We start from the raw sequence: 17,838 nt of genomic DNA on the forward strand, positions 1-17,838 counted from the left end.
CATGAGCCAATCGCGCCGGGAGTGGGCGCAGCCGTTCGTCACCGCGGCGGTTGACGCCGTCCGTGCCGCTGATCTTCGGGCCGCCGACACGCCAACGGATGCCGTCGAGCCGTGGCAGCTGGGGCTGGTCGACGCCGCCTGCGCCATCCACGACGGTGCGCTGACGCCGCTGGAGCTGGTCGACTCCTGCCTGGCCCGGATCGAGGCCACCGAGCCCACCGTGCACGCCTTCGTCTCCGTCGACGCCGACCAGGCCCGCGAACGGGCCGCCGCCCTGACCAGCCGGCCGTCGGCGGTGCTGCACGGTGTGCCGGTCGCGGTGAAGGACCTCATCGACATCGCCGGCACGGTCACCGCCGCCGGCACCACCGTCTTCACCGAGCCGGCCGCCGCCGACGCCACGGTGGTCACGCGGGTGACCGACGCCGGCGGCATCGTGATCGGCAAGACCACCACCCACGAGATCGCCTACGGCGTCTCCACGCCGCAGACCCACAATCCGTGGGACCCGACCAAGATGACCTCCGGCTCCTCGGGCGGCTCCGCTGCGGCGTTGGCCGCCGGGAACGTCGCCGCGGCGCTGGGCACTGACACCGGCGGCTCGCTGCGGCTGCCGTCCGCGTTCTGTGGCACCACCGCCATCAAGCCCACTTTCGGCCTGGTGCCCATGGACGGCGTGCGGCCGCTGGCCTGGTCGCACGACGTCGTCGGCCCGATGGCCCGGGACGCCCGCGACGCCCTGCTCCTGCTGCGGGTGCTGACCGGCCTGAGCACCGGTGACCCGCTGCACGCCCTCGGCAAGATGTGGTCGGTGGCCGGCCTGAGGGTCGGCGTGCCCACCGACGCGTTCCTCGGCCCGGCCCGGGCCGACGTGCTGGCGGCCATGGACGGCGTCGCCGACGTGCTGGCCGACCTCGGCGCGACCATCGTGCCGGTCAACCTGCCCGGGCCTGAACTGTTCGGGGCCGTGTCCTCGGTGATGGTCTTCCGGGAGGCCGCCGAGATCTACCGCGAGCATGTGGCCGGCGAGCCGTTCAGCCACGACGTGCAGGCCTTCCTGGAGGCCGGCCAGGACGCCCGGGCCGAGGACTACGTGCTGGCCCAGCGGGTCCGCCGCCGCCTGATCCAGCAGCTCACGGGTCTGCTCAACACCGTCGACGTGCTGCTCACGCCGACCTCGCCGGTCCCCGACCTGCCACACGGCGCCCAGTCCGTCGACGACGTGCCGCTGCTGGCGCTGCTGACCGCGTTCATGTTCCCGGCCAGCCTCACCGGCCTGCCCGCCATCGCCTTCCCGGCCGGCGCCACCGAGACCGGCATGCCCATCGGCGCCCAGCTCATCGGCCCCGCCCACGGCGAGACCCTCCTGGCCGGCGTCGCCCACGCCTACCAGCAGGCCACTGACTGGCACCTCCGCCGCCCGTCACTCTGAACGCCGGTGCCGCTCACCGGTCGGGCATCGCCACGCCCGACCGGTCAGTCGGACAGGTCGGTCTTTCCGGTCAGAACGTCGTGTGCGACCTGATGCAGGGGCAGGTCCTGATCCCGGGCGACCGCCGTCAGCAGCGCCGTCGCCTGAGCGATGTTGATGCGGAGCCGTCCGGCGAGCAGCCCCTTGGCCTGCTCGATCGCCGTGTTCTGGCGCACCCTGTCTCGGAGTTTCCCGGCCAACTCCGTCGAAAGGCTCGCGTCCTGGCGCAAGGTGACGGCCGTGAGGCCGAAGTTGGCCAGGCCCTGCACCACGTATTGGAGCCGGCGGCGCGCCACTGTGGTCTGAGCCTCGCAGAACAGCGTCAACGCACCGACGGTCTCCCCGCGAGCGGCCGAGTTGTAGGTGCGCAACGGCACGGCCTCGATGGCGTTGACGCCGCAACTGCCCATCGCGGCCGCCAGGTCGGGCCAGCCGTCCTTGATCGCGCTCTCGCGGGTGAGCACCACCGACTGACCGGCGTGGTAGCACTCCAGTGTCGGTCCGGACTTGGCTTGCAGGGCGAACAGCGGCGCGAACCGCTTGTCCTCGGGTGATCCGTCGACGGCCGGCCTGCCGGCGCGGTCGTACAGCAGGACTCCGGCGGCCGGGACTTCCAGCAAGGTGCGGGACATGTCCGTCAACAGGCGGGTGAGGTGGGCGATGGATCCGGCGCGGGCCAAGGCCTCGGTGAACTGGGCCAACATTCGGGTGGGGACGTGGTCGCGGGAGTCGGATACCGCTGGGGCCATGTCGAGGTCCTTCCATGCTGTTCCGTACCGCCCAGCATTTGTTTACCCTGTATGGCCCCATGTCGGCCGCCGAACGGAACAATCAGACGGATATCCACCCGTTTGGTCGAATCCAATCGTGGTGCGATGCCCTGAATGGGGCACGGCGCTTATACCTCAAAAGAGGGAGATGGGTGTCACTCCTGTTCGTGCGCGGAGGGTGACCGGGCTTGTGACGTCATCCTGGTGGTTCCGGTCGCGCCCGGCGTCAGCCGGATCACTGTTCGTGATGGAACCTGATATTTCGAGTTCGGTCAGGCCTGATTGCTCGCCGCGGTAAACGGGTGTCATTTGCGGATTTTCCGCGGTTCTGTCGCCCGTCGGGGCGGTTGCGGTGTGAATCGCGAATTCCTGTCGTTTCCCCGATAACCGCAGCTCTTGCCCGCCTTGTTGTGGCGCGCGTGCGTGGCGGCGTGCTTCGATGACGCCTGATTTGGCGTGGTGTGCAGGAAAGGCGCCGGCTTGCGGTGTTCCCGCCGGGCGGCGGGAACACCGCACGTGCGGCACGGCTCAGTACACCGGGCCGGTGTACTTCTCGCCGGGGCCGTGGCCGGGTTCGTCGGGGACGGCCGAGCCCTCGCGGAAGGCCCGCTGCACGGCCTGCAATCCGTCCCGCAGGGGGCCGGCGTGCGGGCCGAGGTACTCGGCGGACGCGGTGATCAGGCCGGCCAGCGCGGTGATCAGCCGGCGGGCCTCGTCCAGGTCCCGGTGCGGGCTGGACTCGGGCTCGGTGTCGGCCAGGCCGAGCCGCTCGGCGGCGGCCGAGAGCAGCATCACCGCGGCCCGACTGATGATCTCCACGCTGGGCACGGCGGCCAGCTCCCGCAGCTGGGGGCCGTCGATTTCGGGCAGTTCCGTCACGTCTGCTACTCTTACAGGTGCGACCAGCCCCCGTATGTGCGGGGGCGGCAAGTGGAGCCCCGCTCCCACCCGAGCCGCCAGCAGGCAGCCGGGTCCGGTCCTCCCGGCGTCACGTACGCCAGGAGCTGCCCGACACCACGTCGGGCGATCGGAAGGAAGCGGGCCCCACATGTCACGGACATGTGGGGCCATTGTCGTTTCTGGCGTACGAAGGCAACTGAAGGACGTGCATGACAGCTCCCTCTAGTCGAGACCGTGGTGGCCCCACCTCCGCTCCCGAGGCCCGTATCAACGACCGCATCCGGGTGCCCGAGGTCCGGCTCGTCGGGCCCAATGGTGAACAGGTGGGCATCGTCCGCATCGAGGACGCCCTCCGGCTCGCCGTGGAAGCGGATCTGGACCTCGTCGAGGTCGCCCCGCAGGCTCGCCCGCCGGTCTGCAAGCTCATGGACTACGGCAAGTACAAGTACGAGAGCGCGCAGAAGGCCCGCGAGTCGCGGCGCAACCAACAGCTCACGGTGATCAAGGAGCAGAAGCTCCGGCCGAAGATCGACCCGCACGACTACGAGACGAAGAAGAACCACGTGGTTCGCTTCCTCGAGCACGGGCACAAGGTCAAGGTCACCATCATGTTCCGGGGCCGTGAGCAGTCCCGGCCGGAGCTCGGCTTCCGGCTGCTGCAGCGGTTGGCCGAGGACGTGAACGAGCTGGGCTTCGTGGAGTCCAGCGCCAAGCAGGACGGCCGCAACATGATCATGGTGTTGGCGCCGCACAAGAGCAGCAAGACCCGGCCGATCAAGGCCACCGCCCCGGAGACCGGCTCCGAGCAGGAGTGATACCCGGGAACCCCCGAGGTACGACGACGCACCGCCGCCCACTCCGGGCGGCGGTACGACAACGAGGACGACAATGCCCAAGAACAAGACGCACAGCGGCATCTCCAAGCGTGTGAAGGTGACCGGCAAGGGCAAGCTGATGCGGGAGAAGACCGGCAAGCGCCACCTCCTGGAGAAGAAGCCCAGCACGCTGACCCGCCGCTACGCCGGCGTCCAGGAGGTCGCCAAGAGCGACGTCCCGCGCATGAAGAAGATGCTCGGTATCTGACGCGAGCTGCTGTCCCCACGAAGACCCCGGGGTGCCCCGAACACCCCCTTGAGATTGACAGGATGAACCAGTGGCACGCGTCAAGCGGGCGGTCAACGCCCAGAAGAAGCGCCGCACCACCCTGGAGCTCGCCAGCGGCTACCGCGGCCAGCGCTCCCGGCTGTACCGCAAGGCCAAGGAGCAGGTGCTCCACTCGCTCAACTACGCCTACCGGGACCGTCGCGCCCGCAAGGGCGACTTCCGGCAGCTGTGGATCACGCGTATCAACGCGGCCGCGCGCCAGAACGGCATGACCTACAACCGCTTCATCCAGGGCCTCAAGGTCGCGGGTGTCGAGGTGGACCGCAAGATCCTGGCCGAGCTCGCGGTCAACGACGCCGACGCGTTCGCCGCGCTGGTCGAGCTGGCCCGCAAGAACGTGCCGGCCCAGACCCCGGTGAGCCAGGGCTGAGCAAGGTCTTCTCGACGCGACCCGGGGCTGGGGTGTTCACCGAGCGCACACCCCGGGTCGCTGCGGCGCGACAGCTGACCCGACGGGCCGGTCGCGACAAGGACCGTCGGTTCCTGGCCGAGGGCGCGCAGGCCGTGCGCGAGGCGCTGGCCTGGTCCCACGCCGGGCACGGTCGGGTGCATGAGGTGTTCGTCACGGCGATCGCCGCGCAGCGCAACGCCGAGCTGCTGGACCGGGCCGACGAGCAGCGCGTGCCGGTGAGCGAGGTGACCGACAAGGCGGCCGACGGACTGTCCGAGACGGTCTCGCCGCAGGGCATCGTCGCCGTCTGCGACCTCGTGGACCAGCCCTTGGAGAACGCCCTGCGCGGGGCCCCGATGCTGGTGGCCGTGCTGGTAGGGGTGGCCGATCCGGGCAACGCCGGCACGGTGCTGCGGGTGGCCGACGCCGCCGGCGCGGACGCCGTGCTGCTGGCCGGGGCCACCGTCGACCCGCACAACGGCAAGTGCGTGCGGGCCTCCACCGGCAGCCTGTTCCACCTCCCGGTCGCCCGTTCGCGGGACACCGAAGCGGTGCTGGCCGCCTGCCGCGACGCGGGGCTGCGCCTCGTCGCCGCCGACGGCTACGCGGAGCAGGACCTGGACCAGGCCGAACGGGCCGGCGAGCTGGCCGGGCCGACGGCATGGGTGTTCGGCAGCGAGGCCCACGGCCTGCCGGCCGACCTGCTCGACCGCACCGACGCGGCGCTGCGGGTGCCCATCCACGGACAGGCGGAAAGCCTTAACCTCGCCACCGCCGCGGCCGTCTGTCTCTACACCTCGGCCCGGGTGCAGCGCTCCGCGTGAAATCGTTTCAGTCCGACCCTCTAGGATCGGTCTGTTCACCACCCGCATGAAGCCCCAGGAGTTGTCAGGCGACCATGTCCGGAGTCAACGATCCTTTCGACCCCAAGCAGGTCGCGGCACTCGCGCCGGAGACGCTGAAGGCCGCGGTCGAGCAGGCGCACGAGGCGTTCGCCGAGGCCGCCGACCTCGACCAGCTGGCCGCCGTGCGGCCCGCGCACCTCGGTGACCGGTCGCCGCTGCTGACCGCTCGGCGGGAGATCGGCGCGCTGCCGCCGGCCGCCCGGTCGGAGGCCGGCAAGCGGGTGAACGAGGCGCAGAGTGAGATCAAGGCCGCCTTCGACGCGCGCAAGTCCGCGCTGGAGGCCGAGCGGGCCAAGCAGGTGCTGGCCACCGAGCAGGTCGACGTGTCGCTGCCCTGGGACCGCGTCGCCCGCGGCGCCCGGCACCCGCTGACCACGCTGTCCGAGCGCGTCGGCGACGTGTTCGTGGGCATGGGCTACGAGATCGCCGAGGGTCCCGAGCTGGAGACCGAGTGGTTCAACTTCGACGCGTTGAACTTCGGCAAGGACCACCCGGCCCGCACCATGCAGGACACCTTCTACATCGCGCCGGAGAACTCCGGGCTGGTGCTGCGCACGCACACCTCCCCGGTGCAGATCCGCTCGCTGCTGGACCGCGAGCTGCCGGTGTACGTGGTCTGCCCCGGCCGCACCTACCGCACCGACGCCCTGGACGCCACCCACACCCCGGTCTTCCACCAGGTCGAGGGCCTGGTCGTGGACAAGGGCATCACCATGGCCCACCTCAAGGGCACGCTGGACGCGTTCGCCCGGGCCATGTTCGGCGCCGACTCCAAGACCCGGCTGCGGCCCTCCTTCTTCCCGTTCACCGAGCCCTCGGCCGAGGTGGACGTGTGGTTCCCGCAGAAGAAGGGCGGCGCCGGCTGGGTGGAGTGGGGCGGCTGCGGCATGGTCAACCCCAACGTGCTGCGCGCCACCGGCGTGGACCCCGAGGTGTACTCGGGCTTCGCGTTCGGCATGGGCCTGGAGCGCACGCTGCAGTTCCGCAACGGCATCCCCGACATGCGTGACATGGTCGAGGGCGATGTCCGCTTCACCTTGCCCTTCGGAACGGAGTTCTGAGTCCCGTGCGCATTCCTGTCAGCTGGCTCGCCGAGCACCTGCCGCTGCCCGAGGAGACCACGCCCGAGGACGTGGCCGAGGCGCTGATCCGGATCGGCCACGAGGTCGAGGCCGTGGAGCGGCTCGCCCCCGTCGACGGCCCGCTGGTGGTCGGCCTGGTGGTGGAGATCGAGGAGCTCACCGAGTTCAAGAAGCCGATCCGGTACTGCCAGGTCGAGGTGGACGAGGACCAGATCCAGGGCATCGTCTGCGGCGCCCGCAACTTCGTCGAGGGCGACCTGGTCGTGGTGGCCCTGCCCGGCGCGGTGCTGCCCGGCGGCTTCGAGATCAGCGCCCGCAAGACGTACGGCAAGACCTCCGAGGGCATGATCTGCTCGGTCAAGGAGCTGGGTCTCGGCGACGACCACACCGGCATCCTGGTGCTGCCGCCCGGCACCGCCAGCCCCGGTGACGACGCCAAGGACATCCTCCAGCTCGACGATGCCGTGCTGGAGCTGGCGATCACGCCCGACCGCGGCTACGCGCTGTCGGTCCGCGGCCTCGGCCGCGACCTGGCCTGCGCCTTCGACCTGCCCTTCGGCGACCCGGCCGGCGCGGACGTGCGCGCCGCCGACAACGAGGTGTGGCCGGTCGACGTGCGGGACGAGGAGGGCTGCCGCCGCTTCGTCGCGCGTCGGGTCACCGGCGTGGACACCGCCGCCCCGGCCCCGTTCTGGATGCGCCGCCGGCTGATGCTGGCCGGCATCCGGTCCATCTCGCTGCCGGTCGACGTCACCAACTACGTGATGCTGGAGACTGGCCAGCCGCTGCACGCCTTCGACGCCAGCAAGCTCAAGGGCACGTTGGTCGTGCGGCGGGCCAATGAGGGCGAGAAGCTGCGCACGCTGGACGACGTCGAGCGCACCCTGTCCACCGACGACCTGGTCATCTGCGACGACAGCGGCCCGGTCTCGCTGGCCGGCGTGATGGGCGGCGCGTCCACCGAGGTCGGGGACACCAGCACGGACATCCTGCTGGAGGCGGCCAACTGGGAGCCGGCCTCGATCGCCCGCACCGCCCGCCGGCACAAGCTGCCCAGCGAGGCGTCCCGGCGCTTCGAGCGGGCCGTCGACCCGGTGGTCGCGGCGGCCGCCCTGGACCGCGCGGCCAAGCTGCTCGACGAGTTCGGCGAGGGCACCATCCGCCCCGGCCGCACCGACGTCGGCAACCCGATCCTGCCGTCCCCGGTGTCCATGCCGATCGACCTGCCCGACCGGGTGGCCGGCGTGCGCTACGCCCGCGGCGTCACCGCGCGGCGGCTCGGCCAGATCGGCTGCGGCGTCGAGGTCACCACCAGCGACGACGGCCGCACCTTCGTCATCGCCACCCCGCCGCCGTGGCGGCCCGACCTCACCCAGCCCGCCGACCTGGTGGAGGAGGTGCTGCGGCTGGAGGGCTACCACACCATCCCGTCCGAGCTGCCGCCCGCGCCGCCGCAGCGGGGGCTGACCGAGTCACAGCGCCGCCGCCGGGCCGCGTCCCGCGCGCTGGCCGAGGCTGGCTACGCCGAGGTGCTGCCGTTCCCGTTCGTCGCCTCGACCATCTGGGACGACTTCGGCCTGGATGCCGACGACGTGCGGCGCACCACGGTCAAGGTGCTCAACCCACTGGAGGCCGACCACCCCGAGCTGGCCACCACGCTGCTGCCCAACATGCTGGACACGTTGCGCCGCAACGTTTCCCGTGGTCAGCGGGACCTGGCTCTGTTCCACATCGGACAGGTCGTGCTGCCCAAGGCCCAGCAGGCCGAGGTGCCGTCGGTCGGCGTCGCCGGCCGTCCGTCCGAAGAGGACCTGGGCAAGCTGGAGGCGTCGCTGCCCAACCAGCCGCTGCACGCCGCCGTTGTCCTGGCCGGTCAGCGTGAGCAGGCCGGCTGGTGGGGCAAGGGTCGTGAGGCCTCGTGGGCCGACGCCGTGGAGGCCGCGCGGACCGTCGCGCACGCCTGGGGCGTCGAGCTCACCGTCGTCGCCTCCGACCTCGCGCCGTGGCACCCCGGCCGGTGCGCCGAGCTGCGGGTCGGCGGCTGGCCCGTCGGCCACGCCGGCGAGCTGCACCCGGCGGTAGTGGAGAAGCTGGGGCTGCCCAAGCGGACCTGCGCCATGGAGATCGACCTCGACGCGCTGCCGCTGGCCGACCGCCGGCCGGTGCCGGTGATCTCGCCGTACCCGCCGGTGCTGCTGGACGTGGCCCTGGTCGTGGACGCCGAGGTGCCCGTCGCCGACGTCGCCTCCGCGCTCCGCTCCGGCGGCGGCGACCTGCTGGAGGACCTGCGGCTGTTCGACGTCTACACCGGCGAGCAGCTCGGCGAGGGCAAGCGCTCCCTGGCCTACGCCCTGCGCTTCCGCGCCCCTGACCGGACCCTCACCGTCGAGGAGGCCACCGCCGCCCGCGACGCCGCCGTGGCTTCGGCCGGCGAACAGCACGGAGCATCCCTCCGCGCCTGACCCCGGTTTGTGTACATGAAGGGCCCCGTCCTGGCGTTCAACGTCAGGACGGGGCCCTTCATGACACTCGGGGGCCTCAGCCGAACAACACTCCCGGGTTCAGGATGCCGGCCGGGTCGAAGCTCTGTTTGACGCGGCGCATCAGCTCGATCTTCGCCGGGTCCACCAGTTCGTGGAAGTAGCCGATCTTGGCGCGGCCCAGGCCGTGTTCGCCGGAGATCTGGCCGCCGAGCTCGGTGGCGACCGTGAGGATGTCGGTGAACAGCTTCTTGCGGATCACCGGGTCGGGGCAGCGGATGGCCAGGTGGACGTTGCCGTCGCCGGCGTGGCCGCAGCCCAGCGCGTCGCCGCCGACGGCCTGGGCCAGCTCCTGGGCAGCGGCGATGAAGCGCGGCATCGTGGTCCGGGGCACGACGGCGTCGATGGTGTCGTCGGCGCCGACGGCCTTGACCACCCAGTACGCCTTCTCGCGGGCCTCGATCAGCCGGCGGGCGGCGCCGCCGTCGAGGAAGTAGACCTCGGTCGCCCCGAGCCCGGCGAGCAGTTCGCCGGCGGCCTCGGCGTCCTCGGCCAGCCGCTGCGGGCCGCGATTCTCCAGCGCCACCACCAGATACGCGTCGCAGGAGTCGCGGATCTCGGCCGGCACCCCGAGGTCGAGCCCTTCCCGGTCGACGATCGCGGCCATGGTCTTGGCGTCGATGTACTCCAGGATGTGCGGGCCGACGCCGCTGGCGATGATCTTCGGGACGGCGGCCATCACCTGGTCGAAGTCGCCGAACGGGGCGAGCACGGTGGCGCCGTGCGGCAGCCGCGGGCGCAGCTTGACGATGACCTCGGTGACCAGGGCCAGGGTGCCTTCGGAGCCGATGATCAGCTGCGTGAGGTCGTAGCCGCTGGACGACTTGGCGATCTTGCCGCCGGTGCGGATGATCTCGCCGGTCGGCAGCACGGCCTCGAGGCCGATCACGTTGTCGCGGGTCACGCCGTACTTCACCGCGCGCATGCCGCCGGCGTTGGTCGCGACGTTGCCGCCGAGGCTGCCGCTCAGTTCGCCCGGCCGGACCGGGTAGGTCAGCCCTTGCTCGGCGGCCGCGGCGTCCAGCTCGGCCAGCGTCACCCCGGGCTGCACGACCGCGACGTGGTTGCCGGCGTCGATCTCCAGCACGGCGTTCATCCGCTCGAACGAGACCACCAGCCCGCCGGCCACCGGCCGGGCCGCGCCGGAGATCCCGGTGCCCGATCCCCGCGCGGTCACCGGCACGCCGTGTTCCGACGCCGCCTTGAGCAGTTCCGCCACTTCCCTGGCGCTGTCCGGTTTCGCGACGTACGCCGGGGCCTGCGGTGCGCCGGTCAGGTCCTCGTCACGGCTGTAGTCCTCGGGGATGTCCTCGCCGGACAGGAAGTTCTTCTCCCCGACGATCTCCGCCAGCCGTTCCGCCACGTCGCCCATCGAGAGCCCTTCTGGTTGTCGTCCCGGTCCGTCCACCGTGCCGTGCTCGCACCGCGGTCGACAAGCAGCCCGGGAAGGTCAGGGGGACAACCCTCATCAGCCGCCGGTCGCGACCCGCTCCGCCGCGCTGCGCTCCACGCAGAACTCGTTGCCCTCGGGATCGGCCAGCTGCACCCAGCCCTTGCCGTCCGGGGTGCGCATGTCCAGCACCAGGGTCGCGCCGAGGGCCAGCAGGCGCTCCACTTCCTCGTCGCGCGGCCGGTCCGGCTGCAGGTCGAAGTGCAGGCGGTTCTTCGCCGCCTTTCCTTCCGGAACCCGCTGGAACAGGATGCCCGGACCGTCGCCGGGGGCCACCAGCAGCGCGTCCTCCACGGGGTCGAGGTCGTCCTCGATGTCCTGCTCGTAGCCGGTGACCGCGGCCCAGAAGGCGGCCAACGCGACCGGGTCGGCGCAGTCGACGGTGACATTGTGCAAACGGGACGTCATGGACGAAACCTAGCCGCCGCCCCCGCCGCTCACGACCCGATTTCCACAACATCCGGGCGGGTGGGCGGGCATCATCGTGATCGGCCTTGACACCCGGAGGGAAGCCGACGATGCCGCACGTAAGCCCGTTCGACCCGGACATCGGCGGTCGGGCGTCGCTGGCCGAGTACGCCGCGCTGGTGTTGGCCAGCCGGGCCGTCGACTGGCCGGACGGTGGCCCGCGGCGCACCGCAGAGATGATCATCAGGCGGATGTGCGACCCGGATCCGGGCGAGGGCGAGCGGCTGCGCTGGGCCGCTCACCTCGACGGCCGGATGGCCGGCTTCATGATGGTCATCATTCCCGAGAACGGCGGTGTGGGGTCGGTCGAGATCACGGTGCATCCCGAGTGCCGCGGTCATGGCGTCGGCACCGCGCTGCTGCGAACCGTGTTGTCCGTCCTGCAAGACCACGGCTGCGCCGCCATCGAGGGCTGGTGGATCGCGGCGGACGGCGTCGGCGAGCAGTGGGCCCGGAAGCGGGGATTCCGCCGCACCCACGCGACCGTGGCCCAGGTTCTCTCGCTGCCCGACGTGGACGTGTCCGGTTGGGCGGCCGAGACGCCGGCCGGCTATCGGACGGTCGAGTGGGTGAACCACGCGCCGGAGGAACTGGTCGAGTCGTATGCCGCCGCGCGCCGGGCGATCGAGGACGCCCCGCTCGGTGCGGCGGCCTTCGAGTCCCCGGACTGGACCGTCGAACGCATCCGCCGCATCGAGGCGGAACAGGCTCAACTGGGCGTTGAGCAACACGTCGTGGTCGCGGTGCATGAGGAGTCCGGGGCGGTGGTCGGCTTCACCGAGATCGAGCTGTACGCGGCCAGCAAGGATCTTGCCCACCAGTTCGACACGGCCGTGCTGCCGGCGCACCGGGGTCACGGTCTGGGCCGGCACGTCAAGGCGCGCATGGCCGAGCGGCTGCGGTCCGAGCGCCCAGAGATCGCCTGGATCTCCACGTCGACCGGGGCCGAGAACGCGCACATGATCCGGGTCAACACCGCGCTCGGCTTTGTCGTCTCGCACACCATGGTCGTGCTGACCGGCGAGGTGGAGGTCATCAGCCGCCGGCTCGGCTAGGCGTGTCACCATGCCCGGGCCAGCCGTCCCGGATCGAAGGCGGCCGGCGCCTTCTCCCCGTCCACCAGCCCCGCCACCATCTTCCCGGTCGACGGGGCCAGCATCAGGCCCAGCATGTTGTGCCCGGCGGCGACAAAAACGTTGCGGTGCCGGGGAAGGCGGCCGATGGCGGGCAGGCCGTCGGGCGTCATCGGCCGAGGTCCGACCCACTCGTCCCGGCGGCCGGCCCAGTCGACGCCGGCCAGGTAGGGGCCGGCGGCGCGGACGATGGCGGCGATGCGGCGGGCGTGGAAACGATCGTGGTCCCGATCGAACTCCATGGTGCCGGCGATGCGCAGCCGATCGCCGAGCGGAGTGACGGCGACATGGGCGTCGCCGAGGTGCACGAGCCGTGACGGCATCTTGTCGACGGCCACGGAGAAGCTGTATCCCTTGCCCGGAAACAGGTTCAGGTCCACGCCGGCGGCCCGCCCGAGTTCACGGGTCCACACCCCGGCGGCCAGCACCGCGGCGTCGGACTCGACGGTGCCGGCCGAGGTGTGCACCTGCACCCGCGCGCCCTCCACAACCCGAGTGACCCGCGCGCCCTCGATCACCGAGACGCCAAGAGTCCGCAGCCGAGCGGCCAGCGCGTCGACGACGGCGTTCGGATCGAGGGACCACTGGTCCTCGACCACGAACCCGGCCCGAGCCCCGGCGGCCAGGCACGGCTCCCGGTCCGGAAGATCGAACAGCAGCTCGCCGACCGGCGCCCCGAGGGCGGCAAAACCACGGCGGGCGTGGTCAGCCGATGAGGAAGTGCCGTAGGCGAACAGGAATCCGTTGCGGTTGGCGTCGACGCCCAACTCCTCGAACAGGTCGAAAGTGTTGTGCGCCAACGAGGCCAGCGCCGCGGCGCCGGTGCGGTACCGGCGCCGGGTCGCGTTGCGGGCGAAGCCGAGCAGGAACCGGAGCAGGTCGGCGTCGAGTGCGGGATGGATGTGCAGGGCCGCGTCCGGCCGGTGCAGGGTGCGCAGCGCCGAGAGGATCACGCCGGGCGCGGCCAGTGGTTCCACCAGGTCCGGGCAGACCTCCCCGGCGTTGCCCCGCGAGGCGCCGCTGCCGAGCCGGTCCCGCTCCACGACCGTGACCTCATGGCCGTTCGAGGCCAGCGAATACGCGCAGCACAGGCCGATCACGCCGCCGCCGACCACCGTGACCCTCACCGCGACGACTCGCTCAGCGTCTTGCCGCTGGTCTCCGGCGCGAGCCAGTACGACACCAGCCAGCCGACCACCGCGATCACCGCGCCGACCAGCATGGCCAGCCGGGTGCTGTAGCCGAGCAGGATCGGCGCGCCGAAGGTGCCCAGCGCCGCCCCGATCCGGCTGATGCCGGTGGCGAAACCGTTGGCGGTGGCCCGGATCCCGGTCGGGAACAGCTCGGAGGGGTAGATGGCCTGCAGGCACTGGCTGGCGAACGACGCGACCCCGAACACCACGAACAAGGTCACCACGATGATCGCCGACGGGCGGTCCAGCGCCGCCAGTCCGAGCAGCGGCAGCGCCGAGATGGCGGAGCTCCACAGCAGCAGCTTGCGCCGGCCCCGGTTGACGAACAGCGCCCCGGACAGCGAGCCCAGCACGTAGAAGATCTGGATCACGACCGCGCCCAGGTACGCCGCGTTGCCGGTGGCCAGCCCGAACGAGTGCAGGATGGTCGGCTCGTAGGTGCTGATGGCGTAGATAGGCAGCAGCTGGCAGGCCCAGAACACGCAGACGAAGATCGTCCGCCGCAGGTACGGCTGGCGGAACATGTCGCGGTACCGCCCGGCGACGCCGGTGTCGGCCTCGATGTCGGACAGGTCCGCGCCCGGCCCGAGCATCTGCTCCACGACCGCCCGCGCCTCGTCGACGCGGCCCTTGGACAGCAGCCACCGCGGCGATTCCGGCGTGCCCATCCGCAGGAAGAGGATCAGCGCGGCGGGAATGGCGCTGCTGGCCAGCATCCACCGCCACGCGTCCGGCCCGGCCGACAGCATCGCCCAGCCGGCGACGTAGGCCACGGCCGCGCCGACCGACCACATCGTCACCATCACCACCAGCAGCGGCCCGCGGGATTTCTGCGGCGCGAACTCGGAGGCGATGGTGCCGGCGATGGCGAAGTCCGCGCCGATGGCCACGCCCATCAGCAGCCGCAGCGCCACCAGCTGCCACGGCGCGTCGGCGAACAGTTGGAGCACCGACAGGATGATGAACGCGGCGATGTCGAACAGGTACACCTTCTGCCGACCGACCCGGTCGGTCACGCGGCCGAAGACCAGGCCGCCGAAGAACATGCCGATCAGCGAGGCCGACCCGATCAGGCCGGCGCCGGCGGCGTCCAGGTGGAACGCGCCGGTGATCAGGGGCAGCGCGACGCCGATGATGCTGAGGATGTAGCCGTCGCAGAACTCGCCGCCGCCGGCGTACATCGTGATGAGCCAGTGGGTGCGGGACGGTCTGGCCCGCTCGAGTGTGGTCGTCATGGTGCTGTGACGCTAGACACATCGGACTCGCTGGTCACCGTATGCTCCGTACGAAAGTCGACCCGATTCGGGGGCTTGCTTTGGATGATTCGCATGGGCCGTTGACGGCCGAACTGGCCCAGGAGATCGCCGCCGAGACCAGCCGCATCGTCGGCTTCAACGTGCTGGTCACCGACCGCGACGGCATTGTGATCGGCAGCGGCGACCCGGCCCGGGTCGGCAGCCTGCACGAGGCGTCCGTCGAGGTGATGCGCACGTTGGAACCCGCCTGGCACGACGCCGAGCAGGCCCGGCGGCTGCGCGGGGTAAGGCCCGGCATGACGCTGCCCATCGTGGTCGAGGGCGAGGCGCTCGGCACCGTCGGCATCACCGGCTCGCCGCGCCAGGTCCGCCGGTTCGGGCTGCTCGTGCAGCGGCACACCGAGATCCTGGTACGGGAGGCCACCCTGCTGCGGTCCCGCCTGCTGCGCGACCGGGCGGTGTCCGACCTGGTGCGGGACATCGTCTCCTTCGACCCCGACGTCGTCTCCGCCCGAGCCGTCGAACGCCGTGCCGCCGACCTCGGTCTCGATCTCGGCCGGCCGCGCACCGCGGTGGTCATCGACAGCGCCGACGCCCGGGCCGTGCGGTCCGTCTTCTCAGAGCCGACCGAGATCGCCACCGGCCGGTTCGTCGTGCTGCACCACGGCGACACCGCTGCGCTGGCCCACCGCCTGGCCGAGCTGTCGCCGGATGTCCACATCGGACTCAGCGACCCCGCCGTCGGCGTTGCCGCCCTGCACGAGGCCTGCCGTGACGCCGCCGACGCCCTCACCGTCGCCCAGCCAGGCCGCTGCGTGCACCCCATCGCCGAGCTCCGGGTGCCCCAACTCCTCGCCTCCGCCGGCCCTCACGCCCGCAACCGCTTCGCCGCCGTCACCCTCGGCCCCCTGCCCGCCGAACCCGACTGGCCCGCACTCAAGTCCACCCTCGTCGCATGGGGCGCCAGCGGGTTCAACCTCGTCCGCGCCGCCGAGGCCCTGCACGTGCACCGCAACACCCTGGTCTACCGCCTGGACAAGATCACGGACCTGGTCGGCCGCCCGGTGAAGGACCCGGCGGTGGGGTTGGCGATGTACCTGGGGTGTCTAGTAACCCCATGAGGGGTGTTGCATATAACCCCATAGCGGGGTACAAATGGGGGGTCAGAAGGATCTGGGAAGGGGAGACATCGTGATGCCCAAGATCAACGTGTATCTGTCCGACGAGCTGGCCGACGCCGTCCGGGAGTCCGGGGTGCCGGTCTCGGCGATCTGCCAGCGGGCGCTGGAGACCTCGGTGAAGCGGGTGACGGCGATCCGCGAGGCCACCATCGGCGACCTGGACGGCGACCCGACCGGCAAGCTGCCGCACTTCACCGAGCGGGCCCGGGTCACCGTGAAGCTGGCGATCGAGCAGGCCCGGGCCGACGGCTCGGCACTGGTGGGCACCGAACACCTGCTGCACGGCATCGTGCGGGAGGGCTCGAACATGGCGCTGCGGGTGCTGGAAGCCACCGAGGTCGATCCCAAGAAGCTGCTGGCCGAACTGCCGGCGCCGGCCGGGGGCGAGCAGCCGGCCGACAAGTTCAGCGGCCCGCTGGCCAACGCCTTCGAGCTGGCCGTCACCGAGGCGATCACCATGGGGCACAACTACATCGGCTGCGAGCACCTGCTGCTGGGCCTGGTCGCGGAGCAGGACGGGGCCGGTGGCCAGGCGCTGCGCGCGGCCGGTGCCGAGCTGCGGTCGCTGCGTGGCGCGGTGTCGGCGGCGCTGGCCGGGTTCGTGCACCAGCGCGAACAGAGCAGCAAGGCGGCCGGGGACCCGGCGGCGGCCGTCGCGGCGCTGGTCGGCAAGCAGCTCAAGCCCCTCCTCGACCGACTCGACCGCCTGGAACGGCACGTGGGCCTGGAGTGACCAACGTTTGTAGGTCTCCAAGACACCCAAACCCCGTTCGCGGGGTCGCCAACCGCCCCAGACGGGCCGGTGGTTCGGGGCGGTTGAAGACCCTGCCAGCACGGGTTTGTGGCTCTTGGAGACGCGCAAACGTTGGTGGGATGCTGGTTGGTGTGGTGGTCGGGGCGCTGATCGTGTGGGGGATCGTGTGAGCAACCGGGTGCTGTTGATCGCCACTGGCGACACGATCGCCCACCAGCCCGGCGTCTCCCAGGTCGCCAGCGGCAAGGACCTGCTGGCGCACCTGGGGCCGGTCGCGGCCGAGGTGGTGGTCGAGGACCTGCTGGCCGAGCCCAGCTGGGACACCACGGTGTCGACGATGCTGGCCATCGCCCGCCGCGCGCACGCCGCCCTGACCGAGGACGGCTTCGACGGCGTGGTCGTCACGCACGGCGTGGACAACCTGGAGGAGACGGCCTTCCTGACCGATCTGCTGGTCGGGCCGGCCGCCGCCCTGGGCGGCATCGTCTTCACCGGGGCGACCCGGCACCTCGACGAGCTGTCCAGCGACGGTCCCCGCAACCTGGCCTCTGCGCTGGCCGTCGCGGCCGATCCGGCGGTGCGGGGCGCCGGTGTGCTGGTCTGCTTCGACGACGAGCTGCACGCCGCCCGCTGGGCCCGGCTGGCCGATCCGACCCGGCCGGCGGCTTTCACCTCCGCGCCGTATCCACGACTTGGTGCGGTCAGCGCGGCGAAGGCGGTATTGGTGGCGGCCCCGCCGCCGCTGCACCCGCGTCCGCACGGCGAGCCGGAGACCGACGTCGCCGTGATCAGGGCGTACGCCGGCATGCCGGCCGCGGTGCTGAACGCGGTGGTCGACGCCGGGGCCCGCGGCATCGTGCTGGAGGGCTCGGGCGCCGGCAACGTCCCGGTGGAGCTGTTCGCCCCGATCATGGAGCTGACCCACTGGGAGATCCCCGTGGTCGTGGTGCCGCGGGTGCCGGTCCTCGTCGGCGGCACCTACGGCGCGGAGCTGGCCGAGAAGGCCGGCGCGATCCTGGCCCCGGGCATGACCGCCGGTCACGCCCGGGTGGCGCTGATGGTCGCACTGGGTGGCGGCGGGGTACGCGCGGCCCGCCAGATGTTTCACAGCTGACCGAAACGGTTCGAAAGCCACCATCGCGCGAATTCCCGGTGCCACAATCGCGCACTGGGGGTGGGG

17 protein-coding genes are annotated in these 17,838 nt (G+C 71.5%); 11 read left to right on the top strand and 6 right to left on the bottom strand.

Annotated features, from left to right (window positions below):
* The first annotated feature begins 1 nt into the window (after position 1).
* The gene (locus JJ691_RS51855; protein ID WP_211766689.1) at positions 2-1,432 is read left to right on the top strand and encodes an amidase; all 1,431 of its coding nucleotides are present in this window, start codon (positions 2-4) and stop codon (positions 1,430-1,432) included.
* Positions 1,433-1,476: 44 nt separating this feature from the next.
* Here JJ691_RS51855 and JJ691_RS51860 read toward each other — a convergent pair whose 3' ends face one another.
* Positions 1,477-2,220, bottom strand: coding sequence for an ANTAR domain-containing protein (locus JJ691_RS51860; RefSeq protein WP_211766690.1), 744 nt, complete (start codon positions 2,218-2,220; stop codon positions 1,477-1,479).
* A 549-nt stretch (positions 2,221-2,769) separates the two neighbouring features.
* Positions 2,770-3,120 (bottom strand): DUF1844 domain-containing protein, encoded by a 351-nt coding sequence (locus tag JJ691_RS51865; protein ID WP_249227589.1) that lies wholly within the window; start codon positions 3,118-3,120, stop codon positions 2,770-2,772.
* 230 nt (positions 3,121-3,350) lie between these two features.
* On the opposite strand from JJ691_RS51865, the gene infC reads away from it, so the two are divergent.
* The 6 genes from infC (at position 3,351) to pheT (ending at position 9,145) form a co-directional block, all read left to right on the top strand.
* Complete coding sequence (infC, locus tag JJ691_RS51870) at positions 3,351-3,956, top strand: translation initiation factor IF-3 (protein ID WP_211766691.1); 606 nt, start codon at positions 3,351-3,353, stop codon at positions 3,954-3,956.
* Positions 3,957-4,029: 73 nt separating this feature from the next.
* The gene (gene rpmI / locus JJ691_RS51875) at positions 4,030-4,224 is read left to right on the top strand and encodes a 50S ribosomal protein L35 (RefSeq protein ID WP_211766692.1); all 195 of its coding nucleotides are present in this window, start codon (positions 4,030-4,032) and stop codon (positions 4,222-4,224) included.
* A gap of 70 nt (positions 4,225-4,294) precedes the next feature.
* Positions 4,295-4,675, top strand: coding sequence for a 50S ribosomal protein L20 (gene rplT / locus JJ691_RS51880; RefSeq protein WP_184866759.1), 381 nt, complete (start codon positions 4,295-4,297; stop codon positions 4,673-4,675).
* A gap of 32 nt (positions 4,676-4,707) precedes the next feature.
* Positions 4,708-5,520 carry a TrmH family RNA methyltransferase gene (locus JJ691_RS51885; RefSeq protein WP_211766693.1) on the top strand — a complete coding sequence of 271 codons (813 nt, stop codon included), beginning with the start codon at positions 4,708-4,710 and terminating at the stop codon, positions 5,518-5,520.
* 74 nt (positions 5,521-5,594) lie between these two features.
* Positions 5,595-6,662 (top strand): phenylalanine--tRNA ligase subunit alpha, encoded by a 1,068-nt coding sequence (gene pheS, locus JJ691_RS51890; RefSeq protein ID WP_211766694.1) that lies wholly within the window; start codon positions 5,595-5,597, stop codon positions 6,660-6,662.
* Positions 6,663-6,667: 5 nt separating this feature from the next.
* Positions 6,668-9,145 carry a phenylalanine--tRNA ligase subunit beta gene (gene pheT / locus JJ691_RS51895; RefSeq protein WP_211766695.1) on the top strand — a complete coding sequence of 826 codons (2,478 nt, stop codon included), beginning with the start codon at positions 6,668-6,670 and terminating at the stop codon, positions 9,143-9,145.
* Between the two features lie 76 nt (positions 9,146-9,221).
* Here the strand turns inward: pheT and JJ691_RS51900 are convergent, their stop codons facing one another.
* Positions 9,222-10,595: an FAD-binding oxidoreductase gene (locus tag JJ691_RS51900; RefSeq protein ID WP_211766696.1), complete on the bottom strand. Its 1,374-nt coding sequence runs from the start codon at positions 10,593-10,595 to the stop codon at positions 9,222-9,224.
* Positions 10,596-10,691: 96 nt separating this feature from the next.
* A complete protein-coding gene (locus JJ691_RS51905; RefSeq protein WP_211766697.1) occupies positions 10,692-11,081 on the bottom strand; it encodes a VOC family protein in 390 nt (129 codons plus the stop codon).
* A 110-nt stretch (positions 11,082-11,191) separates the two neighbouring features.
* On the opposite strand from JJ691_RS51905, the gene JJ691_RS51910 reads away from it, so the two are divergent.
* The gene (locus JJ691_RS51910) at positions 11,192-12,196 is read left to right on the top strand and encodes a GNAT family N-acetyltransferase (protein ID WP_211766698.1); all 1,005 of its coding nucleotides are present in this window, start codon (positions 11,192-11,194) and stop codon (positions 12,194-12,196) included.
* A gap of 5 nt (positions 12,197-12,201) precedes the next feature.
* Here the strand turns inward: JJ691_RS51910 and JJ691_RS51915 are convergent, their stop codons facing one another.
* Both JJ691_RS51915 and JJ691_RS51920 read right to left on the bottom strand, forming a co-directional pair.
* The gene (locus JJ691_RS51915) at positions 12,202-13,401 is read right to left on the bottom strand and encodes an NAD(P)/FAD-dependent oxidoreductase (protein ID WP_211766699.1); all 1,200 of its coding nucleotides are present in this window, start codon (positions 13,399-13,401) and stop codon (positions 12,202-12,204) included.
* Complete coding sequence (locus JJ691_RS51920; RefSeq protein ID WP_211766700.1) at positions 13,398-14,702, bottom strand: MFS transporter; 1,305 nt, start codon at positions 14,700-14,702, stop codon at positions 13,398-13,400. The genes JJ691_RS51915 and JJ691_RS51920 overlap by 4 nt, the downstream gene beginning before the upstream one ends.
* A gap of 101 nt (positions 14,703-14,803) precedes the next feature.
* Here JJ691_RS51920 and JJ691_RS51925 point away from each other — a divergent pair, with 101 nt between their 5' ends.
* The 3 genes from JJ691_RS51925 to JJ691_RS51935 all read left to right on the top strand — a co-directional run bounded on the left by JJ691_RS51925 (position 14,804) and on the right by JJ691_RS51935 (position 17,772).
* Positions 14,804-15,844 carry a CdaR family transcriptional regulator gene (locus tag JJ691_RS51925; RefSeq protein ID WP_211766701.1) on the top strand — a complete coding sequence of 347 codons (1,041 nt, stop codon included), beginning with the start codon at positions 14,804-14,806 and terminating at the stop codon, positions 15,842-15,844.
* Positions 15,845-15,917: 73 nt separating this feature from the next.
* Positions 15,918-16,637 carry an ATP-dependent Clp protease ATP-binding subunit gene (locus tag JJ691_RS51930; protein ID WP_211766702.1) on the top strand — a complete coding sequence of 240 codons (720 nt, stop codon included), beginning with the start codon at positions 15,918-15,920 and terminating at the stop codon, positions 16,635-16,637.
* A 187-nt stretch (positions 16,638-16,824) separates the two neighbouring features.
* A complete protein-coding gene (locus tag JJ691_RS51935; RefSeq protein WP_211766703.1) occupies positions 16,825-17,772 on the top strand; it encodes an asparaginase in 948 nt (315 codons plus the stop codon).
* Positions 17,773-17,838: the final 66 nt, after the last annotated feature.

This window comes from Kutzneria sp. CA-103260 (genome assembly GCF_018263855.1).
Classification (GTDB): domain Bacteria; phylum Actinomycetota; class Actinomycetes; order Mycobacteriales; family Pseudonocardiaceae; genus Kutzneria.